Source organism: Chroococcidiopsis cubana SAG 39.79 (assembly GCF_003991895.1).
Lineage (GTDB): Bacteria > Cyanobacteriota > Cyanobacteriia > Cyanobacteriales > Chroococcidiopsidaceae > Chroococcidiopsis > Chroococcidiopsis thermalis.
On the sequence record NZ_RSCK01000003.1, the window covers coordinates 123,070 to 138,907 of the forward strand.

The following is a 15,838-nucleotide window of genomic DNA, read 5'->3' on the forward strand; positions in this document are numbered from 1 at the left end:
GATGACAATAACGTGCGGCGACCTCTTTTGTGGCGGTGGCGGTTGGGTTACTCAACTGCTTGACGTAGTCTCTCCCCAATGGGCGATCGATAAAGATCCAGAAGTAGTTAAGGCATATCGTCGCAATATTAGCTCTGATGCAATTTGTGCTAATCTAACCGAGGTCGATCCCTACTCGCTTCCCCCAGTGGATGTTTTGTTTGCCTCTCCCCCCTGCCAGCAATGGTCTGCAGCCCGCAGTTCCTCCGCCCCACGGCGAGAAGATGCTGAAATTGGTATAGTTCTCTGCCGCTATCTAGAAGCTTTAAAGCCAAAATACTTATTTCTAGAGAACGTGCGCGGCTACATCAGATCGCGATCGCTCTTTGAAATCGAGCAAACGCTTTACACTTTGGGATATTGGGTAGATAGACAAATAATAGATGCTGCTGATTTCGGCGTACCGCAAAATCGAGTTCGATTAGTTTTGAGGGCGGTCAGGGGCGGCTTTCCGCCATCGCTACCAGCCAAAGAAAAAAAGCGAGGGTGGTATGAGGCGATCGCCGACCTCATTCCCACGCTCGAACCGTCGCAGCTAACACCTTGGCAGATAAAGCGATTGCCACCAAATTTACTGAGCGATTTTCTCATCGACAGTAAAAATGTGTATCCTCAACAAACCTCCAGAATTAGATTTACCGACCGAGCCACTGATACAGTTCGTGTGGCTGGCTGTAGGGGCTTTCCCAAAGCAGTAATTGTCGAGCGCACAGGAGTCAGGGCTGAAAAGTTAAAGTTTCGATGGGCAGAAGAACCAGCATGGACGATCAGGAGTTCAATAACGACGGACGGTCAAGGCAATAACCGTTCTCGCTTTATCGACGCGATTTTCCCAGGACAAGTACTTCAACTTAATATAAATACTTTAGCTAGATTACAGTCTTTTCCTGATCGGTATATTTTTCCAGAACAAATCGCAATTGCAGGGCGAATAATCGGTGATAGCGTACCACCACTTATGTCCCGATTGTTAGTTCGGAGTACGATCGGTGCTTAGAGGTCGAGATAAGTAAATGTGCCGTGCAGGAGTGCGATCGATGCTTCGCATTTCATGAGTTCTGTCTCCTGCCTTCTCTCCTTCTTCGCTCGCTCAATGTATAAAATTTAGCAATTGAAAAATTTTCTGTTAAATATTATGTAAAACGCCTTTTAGTTATTTAATTATTTTGGATATTGAGCTAAGTTTATATGGAAGAGATTAACTATAACTCGATTTAATAGCGAGGACTCGCACAAGCTAATTTTTTTAGCTAAGTGAGTTGCGTTCTGTTGAGTAAAATACCGTGACGAAAGGATTATCTCACTACTCTTTCAAAGAACGCAAATACCGAACAGTCAATTCAATTCAATCCAAGCTGTAGCGCGGTCAAATTTTTTTTATGTTAATAATTTTTTAACAGATTAGAATCCTTGTGGCATTTATGCCTGCGCGAGAAGTTAAATAAGTTGGATATTTCCAGCCTACGATTCAAATCGGTAACCGCTAGCAAGAAAATCTTAGTGTTATGAATTCACAACAGACAGCATCTACAAGATCCTCTGGAGAGGACAGATACGATTTTCAGAAACTGCTTGAATTAGTCGGTTCTGTCGATCGTTTTCCTATCGATTTTAATATTGCTTGGAAATGGAGTGGTTTTCAGGATAAGTACAAAGCCAAAAAAGTTCTTTTTAGATCTTTTACTGAAACAGAGGATTTTTCTATCAAATTACTTCCACTCCAATCTCAAGTAAATTCAAATCGCTTGGGTAATCCAGGCGATCCCAGAATAGTCAAAATTAGCGTTGACTGCTGGAAATCTCTAGCATTAATGGCAAATACTTTTAGAGGACGACAGTTACGGCGCGATATTCTTCAGTGTGAGGCAATTATAAAGCTAAATAATAGCCGCTATTCATCTAATTTATCAGTACATCTCGAAAAAGCCGTACAGAAAAATGTAACTCTCCAAGAGATTTTGTCACGGCAGTGGTGTGACTCGTTATTTAAAATCATGCTAGCACTTGAATTGCTTAACTGCTCGACTGTTGAAGATGTACGAGATACTTACATTGAAATTTTAACAGCTTCCTGCCATCAACTCTTAGAGACGTTTAGTAGCGTAGAAAAACTGCATTCAATTTCTGAATTTGAAAGTTTTCAAGCTTTGCAAAAATTATCCAACTTGAAACAACATCTCATTGCTTAGTTCTTTTAATAACAAGTTGACTTTGTAAGACAAAAAAAGATAGCAACGGCATTAGCTTCTATCTTGCGATCGCTTGTTACCTTTCAATTCTTTCACTTAACTACTATTAACTCATCATGTTAAACTTTTTCCATATAGCGGGTTTGAGTTTACTATCTCTAACTTCAACAAATTCTATCTTAGTCGATATGGATAGTAGTAGTAACTTATCAAATAGTAATTTTCTTTGCTACATGCGAACGTCAGAAGGCGCGGTACTAAATTTAGAAAATTTGTGTCAATCTGATGAAAAAAAAGAAAATACATCAATAAAACCAGGTAGTACTTCAACAGAAAATAACTTGGATAATGAAGGTGAACTAAGTAATGAAGGCGATTCAAATATGGATACAACTTCCAATACTCCCGACCACTCAGATAGCTTGGATAATGAATCAATTTCTCCAGATAGCGAGCAACTCGATATTGAGGATAATGATACTGAACCTTAGTAGATATAAATCTATTTCATAAAAATATATGCCAAAACACAAGCGTATTTATAGTTTATAAATTTCTCAATTGCTTGTTTGACTGTGTAAATTTACAACGGACGGTTTCTAAGTTCTCTAGGAATTAAGATGAAAAAATATATATATTGGCTAATGGGTGAAACAGCCGGACGTACAATTGTCGGCTTCTGGAACTGGTTGTGGGGAATTCCGATTGAGTCAGGTGGCAAGGTGGCAGTTGCAGTTGCAGAGCAGTTTTTACAATCAATGCAGGAATCCGTACAGAAATTAGCTGAAGCAGTAGCGGTGCAAGCAAGTTCTTACGAACGTGCCAAGCAAAAATATGGAAGTAAAGTTGAGGAACTGAAGCAATTAGAGCGGCAAGCGGCGATCGCCCAACAATCGGGTAATGACGAAGCTGCAAGGCTGGCAATGACTAAAGTAATCCAAACCGAGCAACTCCTACCACAACTGGAGGCTCAGCTCCAACAGGCAAGAGAATACGTAAGCGCTTCTAAAGAAAAATTGGAGCGGGAACGGTTGAAGCTAGAGAAATACAAAACAGATATGCAAAACATGAAAGATTTAGCAGAAGTAAATGAAGCACTCTCTACAATTGCTCGCGTGAATAACGAGTTTAATATCGGTACTGCTCGCTCTTCATTTGAGGATGCACAAAATGCTGTACTTACAAATAACTTCCGTCAAAACGAGTTAGCTAAGTTATCAGAAAATTCTACTGAGAAGATAGCTGCCGATTTGGAAAAAATGACTGTAGACGATGAAGTGAATCGTCGTTTGGGAAAACTGAATTCAAATTGAACTCAAGATAACTATAACTAGAAAAAACTATGACTCGCAAAAGCGGACTTCCTCCAATTGCTTATATTGTAGCCATGCTCGTGCTAGTTGGGGGTGGCTCCTGGTTCTTTCTCCACAAACCAGCAGGTACTCCAATTGCTACGTCTTCCGAAACGCAAGCAGACGTTCCCTCATCATCAGACAACGGACTTTCCGCCCCTATTCATCCATCGTCATTTAGTGGTAGTGTCTCTCAGATGCTTCCCAATACAATACCTGATGGCACGCGCATCAGAATTGACGGTTCGACCAGTATGGTGCAAATCAATGAAAGCTTAAAATCCGGTTTTCTTCACAAATTTCCTAATGTCACAGTTACAACAAATGCAGAGGGAACCGAGCGCGGGATTCGAGATTTGCAAGCGGGAGTTGTGGATATTGCTGCTATCTCTCGCGACTTAACAACTCAGGAGAAAGCGCGAGGATTAGTTGCCGTACCAGTGGCAACCGACGCGATCGCTGTTGTTGTTGGTACAAAGAACCCTTTTCTAGGAGGGTTGTCTATTAGTCAAGTAGCAGCAATTTTTCAAGGTCGAATCACGAACTGGTCTGATGTTGGGGGCTTCAATGGACAAATTCGAGTTTTTAATCGTCCGCCCAGCAGTGGAACGAATCATGTCTTTAAAGAATTAGTACTCAAAAATGGTAATTTTGGCACGACTTCCAATATCATAGCTTTGCAACAAGATGCGACCACTCCTTTATTACAGGCTTTAAAATCTGATGGAATTAGTTATGCAACTTATACTCAAGTTGCGAAACAACAAACAATCAGAACAGTATCAATAGACGGTTTAACCCCTGAAGCAACGAGCTATCCTTTTAAAAGAAATTTGTACTACGTTTATAAATCACCTAGTAACCCATCCGTGCAAGCTTTTATAGCATATGCTACCTCAGAGCGAGGAAGACGAGCAATTAGTCCAAAAGAAGATAGTAATTAAACTAGAGATTGCCCGACCGAAGTTCAGTAATCGAAAAGCAGGTAGACAGTGAAAGAATCAACAGCCCTTCACTGTCTGTTTTATATATATTGTTAGCATAAAAAAACAGGTTATTCTTACAACCAAAAAATAAACTACTTCAGTATAGAAGATATCTTTTTTTTCTTTTATTTTTCTTAAATTATAGAATTGCATTACTCAAAAAATTTTCGTTTTTAGTAAATTTAAAAATAAAACACAAAAGGTTTTTAGTTTATGTATAGTTTGCTTCAAAAATTAAAACAGCGACTTAAAAAAGCTGAAGTTCTTATTAATTTGGCTGAAAGAAAAAGCTCTAAATATCTTTCAATTGAAGACCGAGAACGATTAAATGCTGTTAACAACTTTATAGAAGATTACTATCTCTTTGTCAACTATATTAATAAACAATATGAAATAAAAAACTTAATAGTCATCCAAGAAGCATTAAAATCTAAACAAGAGCAATTGACTTTTTATCTTAACACGCTTGACGAAATTATCAATCGCCGGATTGAATACAGCAAAAACTAAATGCTGAATTTTAAGTTAACAAAGATTGAAAAGTAATTCTAGTAATCCGGTAATTATAATTGCTAAAAAGTAAATATGTACGTTAAAAAATGTATTGTTAAAAGTTTTAATATATATTTAATTCTTCAAACCAGTGAGAAGTCAAACGAACTAAGAAAACAATCAGTAATTTTACGGTTTGATGAAAATAAAAACTATATTAGTGTAATTGAAGGTAAAAAACCTAATTAATATTAGGTTAACTCAACTCGTCTTAACTTTAGCAAGAATAGCTCTCGCTAGTTAATTTACAAAGCTAGCAAATAATATGCCATTTTTTTTAAGTTAATCATGTAACTGAGTTTCCTAGCAAAAGCATAAGCTAGCAAAAGAATAGTAGTATGTCAAAAAAATAGGTTAGAGGTGAAGTGTGTTCTTCAAACAGATATTACAGCTAATTTCGTTTACGTTAAATAAACTACAGAGTCGTAAAATCTCTTTTAGGCGATCGATTGGCTCTGTCAAAGGTTTTATTAGTTTACTCCTAGTTTCTTCTCTCCTATGCCCTATTCCAGCATGGGCGCTAACTAAATATTTAGGTATAAATAACGGTACTGGCTATAATACCGATCCTGCATATGTCGATCGCTCCATTTATCATACTCAAGATTTAGGCTTGGGCGTAGTTAGAATCGGTATGGATGGAGTTGCTGGCTCTACGGAAGGCGCTGGCTTCGACTGGTCTGCTAGAGATATGGTTGTCGATAAATATCGCGCTGCTGGGATGAAGATCCATGCCGTGTTGTCGGCACGGATGCATGTAGAGCGAGATGGTAACTACGAGCAGTGGAAGGCAAATTTTCGCCATTTCGCGCGTAGTGTCATGACGCATTATCATGGCAAGATTTTTTACTACATTATCGATAACGAACCCGACCTCGACTTTGGAAACGGTAAGATGTCAGCTCAAGAGTGCGTTGACATGACTCAAATTGCTTACCAAATAGCTAAAGCGCTCGACCCGCAGATCCGAATCGAGTCTCCACCAGTATCTGGCATAGAATCTTCTTTACTAGATGAAATGTTAGCTAATGGAATTGCCAAGGTGAGCGACTACATCGGTCTGCACGCCTATGGGGGACAAATTTCTGACAATCGCCTCGGGCATCCTTGGCGGGTCTTGGCGCGTTACGGAGTCAGAAAACCGCTCGTAATTAGCGAATCGGGAGCGATATCGGATTACTGCGAAGGTTCGGAATATGAAACAGAAGACTGTCGCCGTCGCTGGTTTGCTTATTTCGGACAACAATTGAAGCGGTTCGGCTACGACCATGCATTGCTATTCGATCTGGACGGTCACGATCGCTGGGCTGTTGCGCCAAACTTTAATCCAACTAAAACCTATCAGCAAATCAAAGATTTACGCCTTAACAGAACTTTCTCGAATGGTGACTTTGAGTCAGATAACAATATTGAAATGGACTGGATACCCTTTGAAGATAGCGATGCATGGATTCTTAAAGGTGTTTCAGAGCGCGTCAGTTTTGTTCGCAATGATAATAGTGGAGCGCATGGAGGGAAAGGTTATGTCAAGCTAAACAACGGCAATACTGCTCCAGGTCAGCCGCTTAGCGTTCGACGTATTGCCAGTAAGTTACAAAGAAGCAAAAAAGTCAAGATTGGTGCGTGGGTATATGTCAACGGCGGCGCGTCAGCAACTTTAAAAGGATTGGGTTACGACTATCGCAATGGTGATGCCGAAATCTCAGCCAGTTCAACTAAAAAAAATGGCTGGGAGCATTTAGAGATTGAAGTACCAATTTCTAAAAATTGGGTAGTTATCGAACTCGGTACTTTAGGAACTGGAAATAACGGAGATTACGTAAAGTGGGACGATGTAACGATAAACCAAATGGTATAGAAAGTTGTATGCCACTAACCAGAACGGTTAGAACTGCATCTTCAGAAGTGGAACAACAAGTGGCAGAATACTTCAGCCTATTAAGCGAACCAATGCGATTGCACCTGCTCGATTTACTGCGCGATGGTGAAAAATGCGTTCAAGAATTAGTGGCAGCAACTCATACCAGTCAAGCTAATGTTTCCAAGCATTTAAAGCTCCTTTGGCAAGCAGGAATTCTCACTCGTCGTAGTGCGGGTACATCTGCCTATTACCGCGTTGAAGATGAAGAAATTTATCGTTTGTGGCAATTTGCTTGTTGTCGCATTGCTGCAAGAGTAGAGCGACAAGCTCGGCAATTAAGAGTCTTTCGTGAAAAACAACAGGGAGTGATCGCGCTTCAAAAGTAGAAGCTGTTGAGAAAATTGATGAGTTATTGTTTTAATCTCTATTGTCAAAGACCAGAGAATGCGGACAGTACTACGCGGTGTATTAGCTGTGATTCTAGCTTGATACTTTCGCAGCGCTATCGAGCGATCGCCCGCATCGGACAGGGAGGATTTGGTCGTACCTACTTAGCTGAAGATATATCCTTACCCAACTCACCACGCTGTGTCATCAAACAGTTTGTTTCTACCGATCGTTCTCAAACTGCTAACAAGCTATTTGAAGAAGAAGCTCGTAGGCTCAAAGAACTGGGGACTCATCCTCAAATCCCGTCATTTATAGATTATATTGAGCAGTCAAGCGGACGCTACATCGTTCAAGAGTATATTAACGGTCGCAACCTAGAAGCAGAACTGCTAGAAACGGGAGCTTTTAACGAAACTAAAATTTGCGATCTCCTCATAGCTTTATTGCCAGTACTCGAATTTATCCACTCACATCAAGTCATCCACCGCGATATAAAACCAGCCAACATCATCCGCCGCCAGAGCGATTGTTCTTTGGTATTAGTCGATTTTGGCGCAGCCAAACGCGCTACGCAAACAGAACTAGCGAAAACTGGGACGACTATCGGTTCGGCTGGATATGCAGCACCGGAACAAGTAAGCGGTAAAGTAACTTTCGCTAGCGATCTCTATAGCTTAGGAGTCACTTGCTTGCACTTATTGACACAAGTAGAGCCATTCGATCTTTATTCTTACGGGGAAGACGAGTGGGTGTGGCAAGATTTTTTACCACAACCAGTTAGTCCTGAATTAGAGCGAGTCTTAAATCGGCTAGTAGCAAAAGCTACGACTAAGCGTTACTTGTTAGCTGCTGATGCCCTTGCCGACTTAAACGCCGCAATTCTTCACCAGCATAACCAAATTTCAAACGATTCAGTTGTTAATGTTGACGCGCAACCAGTAGCGCTAGAAAAAGCCATTGCACGTCAAATAGAAAAACGAAGGAATCTTAACTTCAACCTTCTAGTTAAAGCAACAGTTCTCTCAGTTCCATTAGGAGTTGTTCTAGTAGTCTTTATAGCACCAGTATTTTCAAGACTATCAGCAAGAGTCAACGGTATTCTTAGAGATTTAGTGCAACAATCAAACAATGTTGACGATGTTGTAGTTCACGGTATATTTACAAAAGTATTTTCAATATTTGGAACTGTTGTAATTGCATCAACTCTTTTCTCTCTCTTTGATGCTATGAATCGAATACGTCGAGGAGAAGGGTTTGAAAATGCAATGAGTTTGTTAGTGGGGCATTTAGTTTTTATAGCTAGTGGTTGGGTACTTATATCAGTGATATTTAGTTAAAAATATTTGATTTTTTGCTAATACAAAATATAGCTAAAAGTAAAAAATGGATATTTTAATTCAAGACAAAGAGAACAACACTCTAGATTTAGTCCGCATTTATTTAAGAGAAATCGGACGCATAGAGTTACTAACTCCCGATCGAGAGTTAAGTTACGGAACTCAGGTTCAAAAAATGAAAGCTGCTATCATTAGGAAAGACGCTCTGGCTCAAGCCCTCGGTCGCGAACCAACCTTGCCGGAATGGGCGGCGTATTCGCATATATCTGAGTCCGAACTAAAACAGGCTTTAGAGCGGGGAAAATATGCTAAGAAAAAATTGATTGAAGCAAATTTACGCTTGGTAGTATCAGTTGCTAAAAAGTATCAAAAGCGCAATGTAGAGCTTTTAGACTTAATTCAAGAAGGTTCTCTAGGTCTCGAACGAGCGGTAGAAAAATACGATCCTACTAAAGGCTACTGTTTTAGTACTTATAGTTATTGGTGGATTCGCCAAGCAATCACCAGAGCGATCGCTCAAAAAGCTCGAACAATTCGGCTACCCAATCATGTTGTCGAGAATCTTAACAAAATTAAGAAAACACAACGCCAATTATCGCAGCAGTTAAGACGTACTCCTACAACTAATGAAATAGCAAACTTTTTAGATATAGACTTACAAAAACTTCAGCAGTATTTATCCTACCTGAACTTAAAAGTTATTTCTCTAGATTTACGTTTGGGAGCGGGAGCTGAACGAGATATGAGTTTAGGAGAACTATTAGAGGATATAAGAGCTAGTCGAACGAGTGAAAGTGACGAACTCCAATATTATTTGCACGATTGTGTCCAACAAATAACGAGTATTTTGACAATTAGAGAACGAACTGTACTATCGCTACTTTTTGGACTAGAAGATGGAATAGATCGATCGCTGAATGAGGTAGCTCAATGTCTAAATTTATCGCGAGAAAGAATTAGACAAATTAAAGATAGAGCTTTTCAAAGAATTCAATATTCTTTTCATAAATCTGGTGCGGAATTAATCGATTTTCTAGAACGAGTCTAATGGCTAAAATATTATGTCCTCTTATCCAGCTATTAAATTACACGACCTTTTTGAACTACTATCTGTCTGGGAGTTTAACCATAAGAAATGGCAGCTAGTAAAAATTACACGTATATCTGAAGCGATTACACTGTCAAATACTCCCAATCGGCTGGCATTTCCACTTAAGGTAAATCCTAATAAGATTGTTGGGTTTAAGTTAATGACTACCGATGAATCTAGCATTTGTAGCGATATAAATAGATTACTTAATTTAATTAACTTAAAGCCAGGACAAAACGCGCTGTTTTTAGCAAAAAAATTGAAACTAAATTCAACGCTTGTGAACACGTATTTGTCAGAATTAGAGAAAAATGGTCAAATTCATCATAAGTTCAATTCTTGTAGTAAAACCAGATTGTATTATCCAGGGCTACCTCAATTGAAATATTCACAGCTCATCAACTTTCAACACTAATCGTAAAATTTTTGCAACCATACATCATCAATTATGCAGGCTATTCATTTTTCTTCAAGTTTTTTTTATCTTGGTGCAGTTGGACTGATAATTGCATCTAGTTCCACAGAGGCGATCGCCCAGCAAATAGAGTTTGCCAAAGTGGATGGCAGTAAAACAAAACTAAGTTTATGCGGAAAATTACCTTCTGAAATTCCTAAACCGAGCGATGAGTTTCCCAAAACTCGCAATCCGTGGCAGCAACCTTTCCATCGTTGCTCGATCTGGAATATGCCAATAGGGGCGGATGCAAGCTATGTACCAGCTAATTTTGAAGCAGCTAATCATTTTGGGATCGATCGCGAGTATTTTTACAGGCTCAAGGATAGCGATCCATTACAGGCGGTTTTATCGCCCGGAAGCTTTGGTCCTGGACGTTGCACGGGAAAACAGATATCGATGAATCTTTCGCTGCCAATTCCCAATAATTTAATCGTTCCAGATGCAACTAGCTATCCTTATTCGACACCGAACAATGCTGCTGCTTTTTTGATGCCAGATGGCAGAACGATCGAGCAACTCGAACCCCTGGCTCGTTGTAGCGCTGGTGGAGACATATATGGTTGGCGCAATCCTTGGGGAGGAGTTGATATCAAAGGTGATGGCATCAAAGGCACTCATTTCGGGTCAGGTCTATCGGCAATTGGCGGCTCTATCCGTCGCGGCGAACTAACAGATGAAGAACCAATTCGCCACGCAATCAAAGTCTTAGTTTGGGGCAAAAAATATCTTCATTATTCTAAATCCATGCCCGGTTACCGCTTCCCTGCCGACCGTGCCGACCGATATGCCGAGAGTGAATATAAGGGGACTAATTCCAAACTCGTACAAGGTAGCCTGCTAGCAATTCCACCCCGTATAGAGATGAAGAGTCTACAATTAAAAACCTTTCCAGCTCAGAAAATTTTCAAGGCACTACAAAATTATGGTGCATACATAGTCGATGATGCCTATTGGGACGCTCACTACCTTGCTGTAGAGCAAGGAGTCAGTGAAGAATTTCGTTCTCGTTACGGCTACGCTCTTGAGGGTAACAGTGGCGATTTCTACAACGATATGATGAAAATCTTTCAGGTCTTGCACATCGTTGATAATAACAGAGCTGATAATATTGGTGGTGGTGGTAAGCTGAGACAACCACTTGCACCACCATTTGAAGATTAGCGGACTTAAAAGCGATCGCCACCCTAATTGAACAAGCGATCGGGCTGCTTATGGTGCAACTTGTCCAAAGCCAGAATTAGCATCGCCCAAGCGATATTCGTCAGTATAGACAACTCTAGGAGCAGGTCCTTTAAAGTTAGGATCGCCTTTATACAATCCCATCTTGAAATACGGTCCTGTTCCCTCATCGTTCCAGAAGGTAGCTCCGTGGTAGTTGATTTTTTGAATGTATTTACCATTACCTGTTTTCAACCAAAGTTTCAGAAAACCATCGTCGTTTCCCGTCCATTTGACATGCATGACAAAATCAGTCCACTGCCCTCGTAGCTCGGCAACCTTAGCTAGAGTAAATCGAGTACATTTATCATCAACAGAACCACCATTCCTTTGCAGGTCGAATCCAATCGCATCACCTTTACGAGAAATTTTAGAGCCAACTCCACCACACGGATGTCTTCTACCTTTCTTGGTAGGATAAGCAGCAAATTGATTCAGAATGTCCCATCCTGCGTCATTAACTTGCCAATCTGTAGGAATGAATACAGACCATCCGTACCAGTAGGTTCCACCAATTTCAGTTTTATTTTTTTCAATCTCGGCACGTTCGCCACAGCGATCTACCCAATGTTTGAGAGCAGTTTGACCAGCTCTTTTGATTTTGTAGGACGGCTCGATACCAGAGCAACTTTTATTTCTAGCTTGTGTAACTTCAGTCGATGACTCAATCATTCTGGCATGAGATTGACGTGTTCCTACTGAAGCAAACAAAGCCGTACTCAAGAATATCGTGCCTAAAGCCGAAGCCGAGCGTAGCGATCGCAGTTGCCAAACTTTGGCAGATTTATTGCAATTCTCAACGGTCATATTTTTTCTCCGTAACCGCTCTGTCACTAAATCGATTAGTGGATGTACTGCACGTTTTCTTTATAGAAATCATCGGGAGCTTGTCCCTCTTTACTTCTATAAAAAGAGATACTCAAGTTTTTGAAAACCGCAAGTTTACTATTTTTTTAATCCGGCAAAAATTTCGGTAAATTCACAGGTAATAAATTTAACTTTTCTTCTAAGAAGAACTAGCCAATATGTCGATAATTAAAAAATAATTCACGACTGATACCATTGTTTCACTACCCAATAACATATTGAGTTAGGGATCGGAAACTGAAGGTTTAATTTGACTTTAGAGTTTAAATGAAATTAAAGCCGCGATCGAGTAGGGTAACGTTCGCCCATCGACAAGTTGTGAAAGGTAGAATTTTTGTATTAGCTTTGAAAAAGGATGCTTCCTGATGCGAAGGTTATTCTCCCCCGCTCAAAAACTTCTGATATTGCGTCGCGCTAATTATCAGTGCGAGATTTGCGGTGCATGTTTAAGTCGGGACAATTTTGAAGCCGACCACAGAATAGCTTACTCCCAGGGAGGGGCAACCCAAGTGTGGAATGCCTTGGCTTTATGTAAAAACTGTAACCGCCAGAAGTCGGCTCGACCTTACCATAGCTAGGAGTAGCACGGTGGACAACTATTTCCTTGCCTATCACCAGCTCGTGCTTGCCCGAATCACTAGCTGTAGCGACCTGCAATTATAAATGCTCAAACCAGCAATCAAGACATTTTCAAACCAGGATTATTTGCAACTATAATTTCGTTTGCACCAGGATTAAATGCAACTGAGCCAGGAATAATTGCAACTGAACCTGCAATCATCTACTTGAACCAGGATTAACTGCAACTAACCGAAAGCTCCACCAAACGGTAGTTTAGCAGCTGGCTTAAAAAATCCCCCTGAATAGTCAACGCCATGATTTAGTCAAAAACCAGGATTAAATGCAACCAGCAGTAAAAGAAACGACCATTTTCTTTACTACCGCAACCATCGTCCGTCAAAGCCAGAAACCCGTTCAACTTTGGTAAAGAAACTCAGTAAATGTATCTAAGGCAACATATACTGTTAAATAACTAGTTTTTTTACTAGCGCGGCTAGGAATCCTTGGATGTTAATTGGCTATGCACGAGTTTCAACAGACGACCAAAATCTGACCCTGCAAAAGGATGCCTTGCAGCAAGCAGGTTGTACCAAGATTTACTCTGACCGGATCAGTGGGGCAAAAGCCCAAAGACCAGGGCTAAGCCTAGCACTGGATTTCGCCCGCAGTGGAGATGTTCTGGTAGTCTGGCGGCTAGATCGTTTGGGTAGATCGCTCAAAGATCTAATCGAGATTGTATCTACTCTGGATGAGCGAGGAATAGGGTTGCAAAGCCTGCAAGAATCGATTGTCACAACAAACAACAGCGGCAGGCTGGTTTTCCATCTATTTGCTGCCTTGGCGGAATTTGAACGCAATTTAATCCGCGAACGCACCACTGCGGGTCTTACGGCAGCACGAGCGCGGGGACACAAAGGAGGCAGACCAAAGGCACTTGACCCAGCGAAGCGCTCCTTAGCTGTGAAGCTATATACCGAGCGCCAACATACAATTGGTGAAATCTGTAAGAGTAACGGGGATTTCTAAGCCAACTCTCTACAACTACATTGCAGAGATGAGCATTCAACATGGCACGTAAGCAAATCCCAGGCGAAACTCTGATTCACTTATACCATTTTATTTTAAGTATGCTACAGATAGTAGAAAGTAACAGCTCAAGGTAAAGTGTCATGTCTGGCGTTGTTAAAATTGATATCACCGAATCCGTTGAAGAGCTGAAGACGTTATTAGCAGCACAAAAAACAGCTTTTGGGAAGGAAAGAGTACAGGCGTTATATCTGCTGAAGACAAAGCAAGTTGAGACAGTACAACATCTGGCAATAATTCTAGGACGTAATCGAGTTACAGTTCAACGCTGGTTACGCTCATACCGTAATGGCGGACTGTCTCAATTGCTGTCTCAATACAAAAGTCAGGGAAGACCAATGTTGATTTCACCAGAAGCAATAGTATCGTTAAAAGAAGAATTGAAAGACCCAGAAGGATTTCCTGGTTATAAAGAAGTGCAGTTATGGTTCAAAGCTGTACTAGGAGTTGAAGCAAATTATCACGTCGTTCATCGTTTAGTTCGTTACAAGCTAAACGCGAAACTGAAATCATCACGACCACGCAGTAGCGAGCAGAACCCAGAAGAACTCAAAGACTTTAAAAAAAACTCCCAAACCATTTACAGTCAATAGTTGCATCTTTACGGAGTCAAGGAATAGAAGAGAAGCAACTACGCTATTGGTGTCAAGATGAATCTCGCTTTGGGCTAAAAACTATTGAGCGTCGGCTGTTAACAGGTTTCGGCGTTAAACCAATCGGAATCGGACAATGGAAACGAGAGAATTACTATGTCTACGGTGTAGTTGAGCCGACAACAGGTTGTCGCTTTTTTTACGAGTTTTCTCACTTGGATACCACTTGCTTTCAAGCTTTTTTAGACTTATTTTCTCAAACTTATGCTCAAGATTTCCACATTCTACAACTTGACAACGGTTCTTTTCACAAAGCGATTGATTTAATCGTACCAGACAATATTATCTTATTATTCCAACCCTCACACTGTCCAGAACTTAATCCAATTGAAAGACTATGGCAGTACATCAAGAGTTTTTTAGGCTGGCAGTTGTTCGATAATCTGGATGAATTGAGAGATAAAGTTCGGCATATCCTGAATTCTTTCACGCCAGAAATCATTGTGAGCTTAACGGGCTGGAATTATATTCTCCATGCTTTATCTGTAGCAGGCATTTCATAAAATGGTATTACGAGCAATGGCTGCTGTATAGTTTGAAAGTTTTGCCTTCTGGTGTTGTGCCACCCCGAATAGTAGAGCTAGATGCAAGCAATTTCAACAGCTACGCTTACACCTTGCATCAAGCAGATATGCTAGTGGGCAATCGCCAGTTTTTGGTGAACTTGGTACAGCGGGGGGATATTCAACCAGAAACAGTCGGTGCAATTATTTGTGATGAGGCGCACTTTTCTGCCGCTGCCAGCTACCGCACTATTTTTAACTATTTCAAGGATTCCCCGATCGCTTATTTTACTGGCTCTAAATTTCGCTCGGACAGTCAGTCGCTACCCTACATACGTTATGAAGAAGTAGAAGATGCCGACGAATTAGGCAAGAGGGCGATCGGATACGCGCCTGTAGCAGACTACGAATTCACAGTTCAAGATGCCTGGCAGTTAAATCCTGCCCCGATCAAAAAACTCACGTACAAAGAAGCTACTAGCACTGCGTTTTTGGTAGAAGAAGATGGTCGGGAGATCGAGTACGAGCCAGAAGAATTTATCCTCAAAGCGCAAAGAGATCGCGCTTGGTTTCGTCAAATTCTCCTAGCCGATTCCTTCTGCTTACCAGTGTTGGAGATGGCAGTCCAAATTCTGCTTGCCAAGCGCTCTGCTACAGGTCAACCCCATGCGATGCTAGTGCGGGCGCTCAATATCCC

The 15,838-nt window shown here is 40.8% G+C and carries 16 protein-coding genes and 1 pseudogene; 16 read left to right on the forward strand and 1 reads right to left on the reverse strand.

Going from position 1 to position 15,838, the window contains the following annotated elements; all coding sequences use genetic code 11:
* Position 1 precedes the first annotated feature (1 nt).
* From DSM107010_RS03160 to DSM107010_RS03215, 11 genes are all read left to right on the forward strand, one after another.
* Entirely contained in the window at positions 2 to 1,036 is a 1,035-nt protein-coding gene (locus DSM107010_RS03160) for a DNA cytosine methyltransferase (RefSeq protein WP_127022342.1), read from the forward strand.
* A gap of 508 nt (positions 1,037 to 1,544) precedes the next feature.
* Positions 1,545 to 2,228 carry a hypothetical protein gene (locus DSM107010_RS03165; protein WP_106170305.1) on the forward strand — a complete coding sequence of 228 codons (684 nt, stop codon included), beginning with the start codon at positions 1,545 to 1,547 and terminating at the stop codon, positions 2,226 to 2,228.
* Between the two features lie 116 nt (positions 2,229 to 2,344).
* Entirely contained in the window at positions 2,345 to 2,719 is a 375-nt protein-coding gene (locus tag DSM107010_RS03170; protein ID WP_127022345.1) for a hypothetical protein, read from the forward strand.
* A gap of 129 nt (positions 2,720 to 2,848) precedes the next feature.
* Positions 2,849 to 3,541: a PspA/IM30 family protein gene (locus DSM107010_RS03175; protein WP_106170300.1), complete on the forward strand. Its 693-nt coding sequence runs from the start codon at positions 2,849 to 2,851 to the stop codon at positions 3,539 to 3,541.
* A 29-nt stretch (positions 3,542 to 3,570) separates the two neighbouring features.
* Positions 3,571 to 4,524, forward strand: a complete 954-nt coding sequence (locus DSM107010_RS03180; RefSeq protein ID WP_106170298.1) for a phosphate ABC transporter substrate-binding protein — start codon at positions 3,571 to 3,573, stop codon at positions 4,522 to 4,524.
* Between the two features lie 255 nt (positions 4,525 to 4,779).
* On the forward strand, positions 4,780 to 5,076 hold the full coding sequence (locus DSM107010_RS03185; protein ID WP_127022348.1) for a hypothetical protein: 297 nt from the start codon (positions 4,780 to 4,782) through the stop codon (positions 5,074 to 5,076).
* Positions 5,077 to 5,485: 409 nt separating this feature from the next.
* On the forward strand, positions 5,486 to 6,976 hold the full coding sequence (locus DSM107010_RS03190; RefSeq protein ID WP_106168950.1) for a hypothetical protein: 1,491 nt from the start codon (positions 5,486 to 5,488) through the stop codon (positions 6,974 to 6,976).
* An 8-nt stretch (positions 6,977 to 6,984) separates the two neighbouring features.
* The gene (locus DSM107010_RS03195) at positions 6,985 to 7,365 is read left to right on the forward strand and encodes an ArsR/SmtB family transcription factor (protein WP_106168949.1); all 381 of its coding nucleotides are present in this window, start codon (positions 6,985 to 6,987) and stop codon (positions 7,363 to 7,365) included.
* A 99-nt stretch (positions 7,366 to 7,464) separates the two neighbouring features.
* Positions 7,465 to 8,706, forward strand: a complete 1,242-nt coding sequence (locus DSM107010_RS03200) for a serine/threonine-protein kinase (protein WP_199755374.1) — start codon at positions 7,465 to 7,467, stop codon at positions 8,704 to 8,706.
* A 46-nt stretch (positions 8,707 to 8,752) separates the two neighbouring features.
* Positions 8,753 to 9,754 (forward strand): sigma-70 family RNA polymerase sigma factor, encoded by a 1,002-nt coding sequence (locus tag DSM107010_RS03205; protein ID WP_106168947.1) that lies wholly within the window; start codon positions 8,753 to 8,755, stop codon positions 9,752 to 9,754.
* Positions 9,755 to 10,244: 490 nt separating this feature from the next.
* Positions 10,245 to 11,414: a hypothetical protein gene (locus DSM107010_RS03215; protein WP_199755375.1), complete on the forward strand. Its 1,170-nt coding sequence runs from the start codon at positions 10,245 to 10,247 to the stop codon at positions 11,412 to 11,414.
* 48 nt (positions 11,415 to 11,462) lie between these two features.
* Here DSM107010_RS03215 and DSM107010_RS03220 read toward each other — a convergent pair whose 3' ends face one another.
* Positions 11,463 to 12,278, reverse strand: coding sequence for a polysaccharide lyase family 20 protein (locus DSM107010_RS03220; RefSeq protein ID WP_106168945.1), 816 nt, complete (start codon positions 12,276 to 12,278; stop codon positions 11,463 to 11,465).
* Positions 12,279 to 12,703: 425 nt separating this feature from the next.
* On the opposite strand from DSM107010_RS03220, the gene DSM107010_RS03225 reads away from it, so the two are divergent.
* From DSM107010_RS03225 to DSM107010_RS03240, 5 genes and pseudogenes are all read left to right on the forward strand, one after another.
* Positions 12,704 to 12,916 carry an HNH endonuclease gene (locus DSM107010_RS03225; protein WP_127022351.1) on the forward strand — a complete coding sequence of 71 codons (213 nt, stop codon included), beginning with the start codon at positions 12,704 to 12,706 and terminating at the stop codon, positions 12,914 to 12,916.
* 490 nt (positions 12,917 to 13,406) lie between these two features.
* A pseudogene (locus tag DSM107010_RS03230) lies at positions 13,407 to 13,977 on the forward strand (recombinase family protein).
* 91 nt (positions 13,978 to 14,068) lie between these two features.
* On the forward strand, positions 14,069 to 14,578 hold the full coding sequence (locus DSM107010_RS39325; protein ID WP_106170197.1) for a helix-turn-helix domain-containing protein: 510 nt from the start codon (positions 14,069 to 14,071) through the stop codon (positions 14,576 to 14,578).
* Between the two features lie 83 nt (positions 14,579 to 14,661).
* Positions 14,662 to 15,141: an IS630 family transposase gene (locus DSM107010_RS39330; RefSeq protein ID WP_241994112.1), complete on the forward strand. Its 480-nt coding sequence runs from the start codon at positions 14,662 to 14,664 to the stop codon at positions 15,139 to 15,141.
* A 56-nt stretch (positions 15,142 to 15,197) separates the two neighbouring features.
* Positions 15,198 to 15,838 (forward strand): DEAD/DEAH box helicase family protein (locus tag DSM107010_RS03240; protein ID WP_206751812.1); only part of this gene is annotated, 641 nt, incomplete at its 3' end.

Coding starts and splice junctions, on each gene's coding strand:
- DSM107010_RS03160 (WP_127022342.1), top strand. CDS start 2: ATGACAATAACGTGCGGCGACCTCTTTTGTGGCGGTGGCGGTTGGGTT.
- DSM107010_RS03165 (WP_106170305.1), top strand. CDS start 1,545: ATGAATTCACAACAGACAGCATCTACAAGATCCTCTGGAGAGGACAGA.
- DSM107010_RS03170 (WP_127022345.1), top strand. CDS start 2,345: ATGTTAAACTTTTTCCATATAGCGGGTTTGAGTTTACTATCTCTAACT.
- DSM107010_RS03175 (WP_106170300.1), top strand. CDS start 2,849: ATGAAAAAATATATATATTGGCTAATGGGTGAAACAGCCGGACGTACA.
- DSM107010_RS03180 (WP_106170298.1), top strand. CDS start 3,571: ATGACTCGCAAAAGCGGACTTCCTCCAATTGCTTATATTGTAGCCATG.
- DSM107010_RS03185 (WP_127022348.1), top strand. CDS start 4,780: ATGTATAGTTTGCTTCAAAAATTAAAACAGCGACTTAAAAAAGCTGAA.
- DSM107010_RS03195 (WP_106168949.1), top strand. CDS start 6,985: ATGCCACTAACCAGAACGGTTAGAACTGCATCTTCAGAAGTGGAACAA.
- DSM107010_RS03205 (WP_106168947.1), top strand. CDS start 8,753: ATGGATATTTTAATTCAAGACAAAGAGAACAACACTCTAGATTTAGTC.
- DSM107010_RS03215 (WP_199755375.1), top strand. CDS start 10,245: ATGCAGGCTATTCATTTTTCTTCAAGTTTTTTTTATCTTGGTGCAGTT.
- DSM107010_RS03220 (WP_106168945.1), bottom strand. CDS start 12,278: ATGACCGTTGAGAATTGCAATAAATCTGCCAAAGTTTGGCAACTGCGA.
- DSM107010_RS03225 (WP_127022351.1), top strand. CDS start 12,704: ATGCGAAGGTTATTCTCCCCCGCTCAAAAACTTCTGATATTGCGTCGC.
- DSM107010_RS39325 (WP_106170197.1), top strand. CDS start 14,069: ATGTCTGGCGTTGTTAAAATTGATATCACCGAATCCGTTGAAGAGCTG.